Annotated in this window: 8 protein-coding genes and 4 tRNA genes; 6 read left to right on the top strand and 6 right to left on the bottom strand. The window is 69.5% G+C overall.

The annotated features are described in order from the left end of the window. Positions 1 to 230 precede the first annotated feature (230 nt). Positions 231 to 302, bottom strand: a tRNA-Val gene (locus tag ACLML9_RS12490). 338 nt (positions 303 to 640) lie between these two features. Here ACLML9_RS12490 and ACLML9_RS12485 point away from each other — a divergent pair. The 3 genes from ACLML9_RS12485 (at position 641) to ACLML9_RS12475 (ending at position 904) form a co-directional block, all read left to right on the top strand. Further along, positions 641 to 713: transfer RNA gene (locus ACLML9_RS12485), tRNA-Gly, on the top strand. Between the two features lie 44 nt (positions 714 to 757). Next, positions 758 to 828, top strand: a tRNA-Cys gene (locus tag ACLML9_RS12480). 1 nt (position 829) lies between these two features. Continuing rightward, positions 830 to 904, top strand: a tRNA-Val gene (locus ACLML9_RS12475). Between the two features lie 66 nt (positions 905 to 970). Here ACLML9_RS12475 and ACLML9_RS12470 read toward each other — a convergent pair. After that, a complete protein-coding gene (locus ACLML9_RS12470; RefSeq protein WP_411945669.1) occupies positions 971 to 2,077 on the bottom strand; it encodes a hypothetical protein in 1,107 nt (368 codons plus the stop codon). Between the two features lie 218 nt (positions 2,078 to 2,295). Between ACLML9_RS12470 and ACLML9_RS12465 the strand changes: the two genes are divergently transcribed. Beyond that, positions 2,296 to 3,516, top strand: a complete 1,221-nt coding sequence (locus ACLML9_RS12465; protein WP_411945668.1) for a hypothetical protein — start codon at positions 2,296 to 2,298, stop codon at positions 3,514 to 3,516. An 82-nt stretch (positions 3,517 to 3,598) separates the two neighbouring features. Here the strand turns inward: ACLML9_RS12465 and ACLML9_RS12460 are convergent, their stop codons facing one another. Next, the gene (locus tag ACLML9_RS12460; RefSeq protein ID WP_411945667.1) at positions 3,599 to 4,813 is read right to left on the bottom strand and encodes an FAD-dependent monooxygenase; all 1,215 of its coding nucleotides are present in this window, start codon (positions 4,811 to 4,813) and stop codon (positions 3,599 to 3,601) included. Positions 4,814 to 4,891: 78 nt separating this feature from the next. Between ACLML9_RS12460 and ACLML9_RS12455 the strand changes: the two genes are divergently transcribed. After that, the gene (locus tag ACLML9_RS12455) at positions 4,892 to 5,476 is read left to right on the top strand and encodes a TetR/AcrR family transcriptional regulator (protein WP_411945666.1); all 585 of its coding nucleotides are present in this window, start codon (positions 4,892 to 4,894) and stop codon (positions 5,474 to 5,476) included. Between the two features lie 41 nt (positions 5,477 to 5,517). Here ACLML9_RS12455 and ACLML9_RS12450 read toward each other — a convergent pair whose 3' ends face one another. The 3 genes from ACLML9_RS12450 to ACLML9_RS12440 form a co-directional block, all read right to left on the bottom strand. Further along, positions 5,518 to 6,399 (bottom strand): hypothetical protein, encoded by an 882-nt coding sequence (locus tag ACLML9_RS12450; RefSeq protein WP_411945665.1) that lies wholly within the window; start codon positions 6,397 to 6,399, stop codon positions 5,518 to 5,520. Positions 6,400 to 6,581: 182 nt separating this feature from the next. After that, a complete protein-coding gene (locus ACLML9_RS12445; protein WP_411945664.1) occupies positions 6,582 to 7,535 on the bottom strand; it encodes a LysR substrate-binding domain-containing protein in 954 nt (317 codons plus the stop codon). A 7-nt stretch (positions 7,536 to 7,542) separates the two neighbouring features. After that, complete coding sequence (locus tag ACLML9_RS12440) at positions 7,543 to 10,212, bottom strand: FAD-dependent oxidoreductase (protein ID WP_411945663.1); 2,670 nt, start codon at positions 10,210 to 10,212, stop codon at positions 7,543 to 7,545. Between the two features lie 176 nt (positions 10,213 to 10,388). Here ACLML9_RS12440 and ACLML9_RS12435 point away from each other — a divergent pair, with 176 nt between their 5' ends. Beyond that, entirely contained in the window at positions 10,389 to 10,922 is a 534-nt protein-coding gene (locus ACLML9_RS12435; protein WP_411945662.1) for a GNAT family N-acetyltransferase, read from the top strand. Positions 10,923 to 10,938: the final 16 nt, after the last annotated feature.

Below are 10,938 nucleotides of genomic sequence, written 5' to 3'. Positions count from 1 at the left end.
ACTCGGCCGAGTCAAGGGAAAGAGCGCCCTTGACACGACCTCCCTCAGCTCAGGATGGCCAGTATGAGGAAGCAGGGGAAGGGAAGTCACCGGGGGCAAACTCCGTGCGATCTACGTGCGATAGAGGCCGGAAAACGGGGGTACAAAGCGGTCAATCACGGCCTTACCTCCCGGACAGTCAGACGACATAGAAATACGCCCTGACCTGCATAGATCAGGGCGTATTCGAGTGGTCCCAGCTGGGATCGAACCAGCGACCTTCCGCGTGTGAGGCGGACGCTCTCCCGCTGAGCTATGAGACCGGGATGAACCGCACGGGGGGATTTCGAGGCCCTCCGAACGAGTACGAACCTTAACACGCACCACCCGTCCGCCACCAAATCACCCGGTTGTAGCTATTTCACCAGGGTGGGCTGTAGTTATTTCACCGGGGTCGGCCCGGGCCGCCACGCCCACCCGCCGCCGCAAGAGTCGGGCGCAGCCGTTACAAACGGACGGCGCGACCCGCACCGGTACCGGCGGAAAATGACAAGCTTGTGATTTACCGGCCCTACCAGGCGATTTGTAGGTTTCGCCGAACGTCGGCTAATGTTCTGTCTCGCACCACGGAGGACGGAAACGACCACCGGGGATGCAGAATGCGGATGTAGCGCAGCTGGTAGCGCATCACCTTGCCAAGGTGAGGGTCGCGGGTTCGAATCCCGTCATCCGCTCGAGAGGTAGGGCCAGGCGCATAGAATGCCTTCCCCCTTTGCGCGGTGGAGTGGCCGAGTGGTGAGGCAACGGCCTGCAAAGCCGTGCACACGGGTTCGATTCCCGTCTCCACCTCGCGCGATTAGCTCAGCGGGAGAGCGCTTCCCTGACACGGAAGAGGTCACTGGTTCAATCCCAGTATCGCGCACCAGTACATATCGGTTGAGAGGCACTTTCCGAGCGGATCGGAAAGTGCCTCTACTGCTTTTCCGGGCGGCTACGCCGCGTAACGGAGTATGCCCGCGATCTCCGTCTCGCGGGGCAGGTCCTCGGCGCGTACAGCCAGGACCCGGCCGCCGGTGAGTAGGACGCGGCGGCTTATCTCGTCCAGGATGCCGGGCGCGTCGACCGGCTCCGGTTCGGCGAATGTGACCGCGCCGTCGGCGGATACGGCGCCGGGCACCGACGCATCGATATCGACGAGCAGGGTGTCCACGGCGCCCGCGGTGGCCGCTCGGGCGAGATCGGAGATATCGGTGGCGGCCCGGCCCTCGCTGCGCCGGCGGTCCAGCAGGTCGATCAGCTCGGACAGTTGCGCGGCGTAGTGGCGGTCCAGCACCGCCCGGGAACGTTCGGCGAGCTCCTGGTCGGAGGTGTGCTCGGGGTTGCCGGAGATGCTCTCGGCGAGCAGGCCGTCGTAGCTGTTCACCGACCGGAACAGGGAGTCGATCGGTTCGGTGGCCGCGAGGATGAGTGGCACGTGGCGGCCGGACAGGAAATCGCGGAGTTCGGTGTCGATGGCGCGGGCATACTGGCGGGCCCGCATCTTGCGGCCCTCTTCCCCCTGGACACGGCGCTTCGGGGCCCGATCGCCCAGGCTCGATTTGCCGGCGTGCGCGGCCGCGTTGGCCGGCAGGCCGGGTATCCGCACCGTGTACGCCGGCTTGTCGGCGGTGATCTCCACCAGCCGGACGCTGCCTTCGGCCAGGGCCAGGACGAACGCCGACTGCGGGAAGGTGACGGCGCGGAGCAGGCGTTTGAGATAGAAACGATCGCCCACCGTGACGGAGGCGTTCAACTCGTTGGGCACCCGGAAGGTACGGATCCGCGTCGGTGTGGCGAGGGTGACCAGGGTGCGCGACTGGTAGCGCCAGAACTCGGCATCGTCGATGTGGACGTCGAATTCCTCCTCCAGGGCGGTCCGCGCCGCCGCATCGGTGACCTGGTCGAGCGCCTGCCGGACCTGGTCCCAGAACGCGATCCGGTTGCGGTCCGGATCGGCCGCGTCCGATTCGGTGGGGGTGTAGATCGATACGCACCAGTCGTCGGTGAGGGCGGCGAGCGCTTCGATCTCGCCGCGAGTCGGGATATCGGTGTGCAGCACGAAATCCTCCACATCGTGGGGTCGGCGCGCCGAATCCGGTGGAACCGGGGATCGCGGCGGTGGGTCGTGACGCAGGGCGAATACTCGGCAAACTTCATTAGAGCACAGGACGACCCCGACAGTCGGTACGCGTCCACCGGGGTTGTCGGCGGGCGCGGTTAAGCTGACCCGCACGAACTCGAGCCGACCGGCCCGCCGGGTCCCGACAGGGGGTGTGTGTGCAGACGGAACCAGCCCGCGATGTGATGCCGGAGGGGCCGGCCGCCACGGACACCGGGGAATCGTTTCCGGACGATCTCCGTGAGCATCTGTCCTTCGAACTCGAGGAGTGCGGCCACGCCCTGGCCGAGCTGGTGGACGATTACGCGGTCGACCGGGAACGGGCCGCGACGATCCTGCGACTGCGGCTCGGTATCACCGGGGACCGCCCCGAAACGCTCACCCGTATCGGCGCACGACTGGATCTCGCGCGGGACCGGGCCCGCCAATTGCACACCAAGGCGGTCGGCGAGCTGCTCCGGCACACCGCGCGCTCCGGACGACTGCCGGTTCCCGAGTACGCCCGGCGCTACCCCGTGGGCGCCCGGGATTCCGCACTCACTCGCGCGCTGCTGGCCGAAACCTACGCCACCGATACCGATATCGCGGTGAACGACCTGTCATACCTGAAGCTGCGGCTGGCGGGGCATACCGCGGCCGACGCGAAACGGATCGCGGGTTTCGTCACCCAGCGCATCGTGGGCTGGCGAAAGAAGACCAACCACCTGCTGTCCCGCTTGCGCATGGACGAGGAACCCGCCGGACCGCCCGCGCCCTGGCTCGACCGGATCGACTGGCCCACCGGAAACGGCTCGCCCGCACCGCTGCCCACCGGCCCGGCACGGACGTTCGATATGGACGATGACGGCCGCGGCCGGTTCTACCTGCACAAACCGGGACGTGATATCGGGTTCGACTCCGGGCTCGAGGCCCGGCTCCTCCGCCTGCTCGACGCCGACGACCGGATCCGTAATTTCCAGGAATATCCCGATGCCGTCGGGTACCGGATCGACGGCACGGAACAGTTGCACTTCCCGACCGTCGTAGCCGAACTCGCCGATGGGCGCCTGGTACTGATCGACGAACAACCCTTGGGGCATATCGGTTTCCATGTGAACCGGATGAAGTCCGCGGCGGCCCGCGCCCGGGCGCACGAGAACGGCTGGGGCTGGCTGCTCTGGACGGGCAGCCACCTCGGTGAACCGGAACTGGCGGCCCACCGGGTGCCCGCGGGCCTCGAGGACCGGCTCACCGAACTGCTCACCGAGGGCCCGGTCCGGCTGCCCGCGCTCCGGCAGGTCCGGGCGGATACCGGATTCGACACGGTAGACCTGATCGCGCTGGTGGTCCGCAACGAGTGGCGGTGGGATCGGGGCCCGTTCCGGTTGACCGCCGGGTAACGGACGCAATATTCGGCCCTCGCCCCGGCGGGGCCCGTTCGGTGCAGCGGCGTGGGCCGGCGCGGAAACCGCCGGACCGTGGCTAGCGGTGCGGCCCGATGGGGTCGGGCACGGTGAACGACGAGAGCGTACTGCTCGCGCTGCCGGACATCAGGCGGGCACGGAGCCGGCGCGGGATATGCGGGAGCAGGCGCATCGCCGTTTCGCTGACGAGCAGCTGGGCCCGGGAGCGGGGAATGCCCCGGCGCAGCACCGCGGGCGCGACCTCGCGACAGCGCCGGGCGTACGCGTCGACCTGCGCGCGGTAGGCGGGAAAGGCCACCGTATGGTCGCCGCCGGCTTCGGCCAGGGCACGGGCGAGGAGGTAGGCACCGACAACGGCGAGCGAGGTACCGCCCCCGACCGCCGGTCCGGGTGCGTACCCGGCGTCGCCCACCAGCGCCACCCGGCCCCGCGACCAGGTGTCCAGCTGGATCCGGCTGACGGAATCGAGATAGAAGTCCTCGGCGCGGTCCATCTCGTCGAGCAGCAGCGGGATATCCCAGCCCTCGTCGCGGTACTCGGTGCGCAGCAGCCGGCGCTGGGCATCGATATCGCGAGGGTCGTGCGTCGCGTCTTCACCGCGCCGGAACAGGAACACCGCACGTGCCAGGCCGGTCTGCCGGACCGGGTACATCGCGGCGATCCGGTCCACGGCGTTGTACAGCAGCGTCAACCCGGCGAGCTCCCGATAGTTCGGGAGGGTGCCCACCGCGAAGTATGCGCCCAGATACCGGCGCCAGCGCTCCTCCGGGCCGAAGACCAGTTCCCGGACTCTGGAATGCACACCGTCGGCACCGATGACGAGGTCGAACCGGGCCGAAGCACCACTGTCGAACGTCACCGCCACGCCGTCACCGTGGTCGGTGAGGTCGGCGATCGAATCACCGAAGCGGTAGTCGACCCGGCTACCGGTCGCCGCGTGCAGGATCGCCGCCAGCTCCCCGCGCATGACCTCGAGGTGCCGCCCGTCGGCGAAAGCGTCCGAGATATCGCGCAGATCCACAGCGATGGGCCGTTTGCCCGGCCGTTCGAGCCGGAGCGCAGTCGATTCGGTGCTCGCCTCCCGCAGCGGCCCGAGCAGGTTCATATGGTCCATCACTGCCGTCGCCGGGGCGAAGAGATCTACCGCGTGCCCACCCAGGCCCAGCCGCGGAAAGGGGGTGCGCTCCACGACCACCGGTGTGAATCCGAACCGATCGAGCCAGTAGGCGAGAACGGGCCCGGCCACGCTCGCGCCGGAAATCAGGACGTCCATAGCGATCCCCTAGTTCGTTTACTTATCGGTCGGTAAGTTAGTTTACTTACCGGGCGGTCAACGCGCTAGGGTGAGGAAGTGCCGAGACCCCGATCCAGCGAAACCCGTGAGCGCATCCACGCCGCTGCGCTCGAACTCTTCACCGCCCGCGGCATCCAGGAGACGAGCCTGCGCCAGATCGCCGAAAAACTCGGACTCACCAAACCCGCGCTGTACTACCACTTCTCCTCACGCGAGGATCTACTGCGCAGCCTGATACAACCATTGTTCGACGATGCCGAGGCCGCGATCACCGCGGACGAAGCCCGCGCGGGCGATGGCCTGGTGGACGCACGGGAACTACTCGGACGCTATTTCGATGTCTCCTACCGGCATCGCGCGATCACCGCGCTGCTGCTCCGCGATCTCGCGCCGCTGGCCGAGCTCGGATTCCTCGATCGCGTCGTCGACTGGCGTCGCCGGCTCACCACCCTGTTGGTCGGTCCCGACGCCGGGCTCGGCGATCGGGCCCGCGCCATCGTCGCGCTGGGTGGCCTGGGCGACTGTCTGGTCCTGCTCGCCGATACGCCGGTAGAAGAACTGCGCGTGGCCGCACTCGACGCGGCGTGCGCCGCGCTGGACAGGAGACCGCCCGCGGCGGACTCGGCGGCCCCCACGCGCTGAGATCCGCCCGGCGGATACGAGATCGGGCCGGGCGGCCGCCGTCAGGGTTTGACCAGCATGGTCGCCGCGATGAAGGTCGCGAGCAACAACATGACGAAAACCGTGATCAGCTGCCAGTTGTCGATGGTTTTGTGCAGACGCCGGATGGTGTCCTCCAGCGCGCGGTGTACCCGCCGCTCATCGGCGATCCGGCGATCCACCGCCGCCACCGCTTCGGCCTGCTCCCGGGCGCGCTGCGCCGTCCGCTCCATCCGGGCGACGGTTCTGGCGAGCTGCCGTTTCTTCTCGCGCACCGCCTGCCGGGCCATGGCCAGCGCGGTGCGCTGCGACATCAGTTCCTGGCGTTGCTGTTCGAGCAGCAGTGCCTGGGTCCTGGTGTGCTTCTCCCAGTCGGTCACGGCCGCCCATCCTTTCTTCATATGATCGCGATAACCCCACGCGACCTCGCCTGCCACCCACTCCCGCAGGAACTCTCGCAATTCGTAGGGCCGCCCGCTCGGCACCACCACACCGCTGGGACCGGTTTCCAGCATGCCGCTCACGGCGCGGTACTCACACGAGGCGGGCGCGAGATCGGCGATACCGAGGGCGGGCAACTGGGACACCCAGAAACCGGGCGCGCACAACCACAGCACCTTCGCGCAACCCAGCGCACGTAGCCGGTCCGTATGTTGTTGCGCGAGTTCCTGGGTCAGTGGGCCGGTGCGCACCTCGATCGCGCCTTGCTCGGTGCCGCGCCGCCACCAGACATCGACGGTGACCGGGCCGCAGCGCCGGTCCACCACCGCTTCGTCCGCGCCGAACGCGAGCAGCCGGCTCGCCAGCCAGTACTTGAGTCGCTGCGCGTCCCACTGCGCCTCCACGCAGCGCGCACAGCCGCAACCGTACCCGGAGGTGGTCTGCTCCGCGGTGTCCGTACCCACCGGACCGTCGGATATACCCAGGTCGGACAACATCGTCCGGCGCCCGCACCGAATATCACTCCGCCGCTTCGTCTGCATGCGACCACCCATCTAACCCGTCCCACCATGTCGGCCCGACACCACACCGACGTATTCCAGGGTGCTCCACAGAGGCCGGTCACCGCCAGGTTTCTGCCCAGCAGTTACCCAGATGGGACCCATGCAACCCTCACTCCCGGCGGTGTCCCGGTCACCGGATCGGCGGCTGTCAGCGCCGAACGCACCAGGGTGCGCAGCCACGCGTGCGCGGGGTCGGGGGTGTTGCGCGGATGCCAGGCCAGCGAAATCGTCACCTCCGGCAGCGGCAGCGGGATCTCGAACGCACACAGACCCAGCGCCGGCAGCGCGGTGGCCGCCACGACCGCGGGGGCCGGGCACACCGCGACACCGGAACGCACGGCGAGCAACGCCGTTGTCAGATCGGGGACAGTCGCCACGACGCGGCGGGTGCGGCCGTGCAGAGCGAGACGGTCGTCGATGGGGCCGCGGGCGATCCCGCGCGCCGAGATGCTGATATGGGCCGCGGCGGCGTAGGCGGCCACGGTCACCCGCTCGGTGACCAGCGGATGCCCGGGTGCGGCGACCCCGATCAACCGGTCTCCGCGTACCCGTTCCACCCGGGTCTGCGGATCCGCCTGCGCGATCACCCCGACCTGCGCGTCGATCCGGCCGTCGCGCAGCGCGCTCACCGAACCGGCCGCCTCGCCGGGCACGAACCGCAAGGTCACTCCCGGTGCCCGGGCGCTGACCTCGGTGAGCAGCCGACCGGCGAGTTCGGGCAGCACCGCGTCGTCCACGTACAACGCGAACCCGCGGACCAGGGCGGTCGGGTCGACGGTATCGGGTTTCGCCAGCAGCGCCCGACCCTGTTCGACCAGCGCGCCGACCTCGAACCGCAACTCGAGCGCGCGTGGAGTCGGGACGAGCTGACGCCCGGCCCGGACCAGCAGCGGGTCGTCGTAGACCCGGCGCAGCCGCGCCAGGGTGCGGCTCATCGCCGGTGGCGAGGTGTTGAGCCGTTCGGCGGCCTGCGTGACGCTGTTGGTCTCGAGCAAAGCGTGCAGGGCCACCAGCAGGTTCAGATCCAGATCCGGCACGGCCGGATCAGGTTCGCGAGGACGCGCCGGTGGCCTGGGTCTCGGGTTCGGGTGAAGCCGATGCCGAGTCGGCTGTTGCCCTTTCCGGCGTCTCCGGTCCGGCGGCGGGCGCCGTCCCGGTGGCCGGTGCCCGCTCGGTGGCGGGCGCCGGCTCGGTGGTCCCGGAAACCGATGCCGGATCCGCGGTCTCGGCGAGCGCCGTATCTCCCGCACCGGTTGCCGATGCCCGGTCGGTGGTGTCGGCGGACACCGGTTCGGTGGTCTCGGAAGCCGATGAGTCCGCAACGTCGGCGGGCGCGGTGCCAGCGGCACCCGTAGCCGGTGACCGGTCGGCAGCCGACTCCGTATCCACGGTCCCGGTCGCCGGTGCCGGGTCGGTCTGTGCCGGTTCGGCGCGGTCCGATCCTTTGGTGGCCGTACCCGTTTCCGTCGCCTCCCGGGTGCCGGTTTCGGCGGCGTGCGCGGCTGCCGCGCCCGCCGGAGTATCGCCGGGTGTCCGCGGCCCGGGCGAGGGCGGCGCGGAGGCCTCGGCCGCCGCGGCGGCTGCCGCGGCCTGGGCCGCACGCATATCGAGCCGGACCGTGGGGCTGTTGGATCGTGCGGCGATACCGGCCGCGCGCTTCTCGGCCGCGGCCCGCCTGGCCGCCTCCCGGGCGACGTCCACCGTCGATTGCTGTGCCGCGGGGGGCGTCTCCGGGGGTTGCCCGTTGGGGGACGGCGCGGCGTTCTTCGGATCTGGTGTGTTCGGCGGCTGCGCGGCGTTCACCGGCCATCGGGTGTTCACCGCCGCGGACGCGGGCTGGGACTGGTGCACCGGTTGCGGGGGCTGCCCGGGTGCGGGTTGCGGTTGCGCAGGCTGCCCGGACGCAGGCTGCGGTTGCGCAGGCTGCCCGGACGCAGGCTGCAGTTGCCGAGGTTGCCCGGGCGCGGGCTGCGGTTGCGGGCCGGCCGGGTGTGCGGCGGGCATCGCGATGATCTTGGTCCGCTCATCGGCGCCCGGAAGAGCCGACTCCGGCAATTTCACGGTCGGAGATTCCGAGACCACGGGTCGCCCGCCGGACGATTCGGGGCGGGCGACGCCGGTATGGATCGGTTCGGTCGCACCGGTCGGCGGCGACGCCGGCGGCGGGGGCGACGCGGGCGGCTGCGGTGGCGATGGCTCCGCCGAAGGTGCACCGTGGGGGGCCGCGAGAGGCCGGGCCACAGGCCCCCGTTTCCGGCGCGACACCACCTTGTAGTCACCGGGCCGGGCCGGGCGCACCCATTGCGCGGTACGTGCCGCGAAGGGCAGCTTCACCCCGAGATCGGCGAGCAGTTCATCGATATCGCGCAGGGCGTAGGGCGTCACCGAGGCGCCGTGCGCGTGGTGACCGCCGGTGTACTCGTGCATCCAGCGCAGGCGGGCCTCGATCCGCTCGCTCATCGTCTCCGCGGGCGGCAGGGACAGGCTTCGGGTGAGCAGCGCCGACGTCCAGTGCGCGCCGACCTCCGCGCCCACCGCGCTCAGCAGCGACGAGTTGTAACCGGCGAAGGTCAGATGTGGTACCTGCAGCGGCAGGATCTGCCGGTACAACCGGAAATTACCGTGATCGTCGGTGAGCTGGCGCTGTACGTAGGGGGTCAGGAACGGGACCCGCTGCTGGAAACCGGTGGCGCAGACGACGATATCCGCACGGACCAGCCGACCGTCGGACAGTTCGGCATACGGACCGGCCTGGCCGCCGCCGAGCGCGGCGATCTCGGTTTCGCCGCACACGGTGATACGGCCGGCCGCGACCTGATCGGCGAAATCATCCGCGACGAGGCCGAACGCGGCTTCGTGGGCCTGGTCGAATCGCACCGGCGGCACCAGCCCCAGCTCCGCGGCCCGGGACCGCTGGGCCACCAGTGCTTCGATGAGATCGAGGTTGCTCTCCCGGAAGGAACGGCCCGGGCCACGCAGCAGACGCTCGAACCGGCCGGGCTCGGGATGCCGGAAATGGGCGGCACCGGTGCGGGTGAGCAGCACCCGTTCGGCATCCAGCCCGGGGGCCAGCCGACGCGGCATCTTCCACAGCAGCCGGCGCGCCACCACCGTGGTCTCGGCGGCCACCCGGCTGATCTCGGTGGCCAGATCACAGGCCGCGGCACCGTAGCCGACCACGACCACCGAACGGTCGCGGACCGCGTCCACATCCAGGAATTGGGTGCTGTGGCCCAATTGGCCTCCGGCACGACCGAATTCGGTCATCCCCGCGAAATCGGGGATCTCCGGCTCGCTGAAGACGCCGTTGGCGATGACGAGGTGATCACAGGAGGTGCGGTGCACACCGTCGAGATCGCGTATCTCGAGCAGCCAGCCGCCGTCGACCGGATCGGCCGCGACCACTTCGGTGCGCAGCCGGAGGCGATCGGTCAGCCCGAAGGCGCGCACGTAGCTCGCCAAATACTCCTGCATCCGGGCTCCGTCGAGCACCCGCGGGTAGTCGGCGGGCATCGGATGGTCGGAGAAGTGGTAGGTGTACTTGCTGCTCTGCGCGCGTAAGCCCGGGTAACGGCGAGTCTCGCTCCACACGCCGCCGATATCGGGGGCTCGGTCGAAAACCTCGACCGCGAACCCATCCTCACTCAGGACCTTCGCGCAGACCAGACCCGCGATACCCGCACCGACGATCGCGATGCGGTTCCCGCTCCTCATGGGCGAGAGATTACGTCGGATGTGTCCGGCAGCAAAGCCGGAGGCTCTATCACGCCTATCGCCGCAGGTCGCAAGACTCCCGCCGGAACCCCGGACCAGTTGTCCGTGGGGCGGGCCCGCACCTGCCGGACCAGCGGACACACCACCGGCCCGTACCGCTGTGGTCTCATTGGGATATGACCACTGTCACCGTGGACCGGGCCGGACTGTGGGACGCCGAGGCGCTCAGCGATGTCGCCGCCGCGACCTTCCCGCTGGCCTGCCCGCCGGGTTCGGATATGGAAGATATCGAGGTATTCCTGGCGGAGGTGCTCTCCGGGGAGCGGTTCGGCGAATATCTGTCCGATCCGGCGCGCACGGTCCTCAAAGCGGTCGCGGACGGCGAGATCGTCGGGTACGCCATCCTGCACAGCGGGCCGCCGTCCGACCCTACGGTGGCGACGGCGGTAGCGCTGGATCCGGTGCTCGAGATCAGCAAGATGTACGTGCTGCCGGGCCATCACGGCACCGGAGTGTCGAGCGCGCTCATGCACGCGGCACTGGAGCAGGCCCGCGGCGCCGATTACGCCGGTGTCTGGCTCGGCGTGAACCAGGAGAACCCGCGGGCGCAACGCTTCTACGCCAAATACGGCTTCGAGCAGGTGGGTACCCGGACTTTCACCGTCGGGCGCCAGGTGCACCACGACTTCGTGCTGCGACTCGAGTTCTGACCGCCGGCCGCGCTCG

The organism is Nocardia sp. NPDC002869 (genome assembly GCF_046764065.1).
GTDB lineage: Bacteria > Actinomycetota > Actinomycetes > Mycobacteriales > Mycobacteriaceae > Nocardia > Nocardia rhamnosiphila.
Note: the sequence above shows the minus strand (reverse complement) of the source record. Positions and strands in the feature narration are given on the sequence as shown.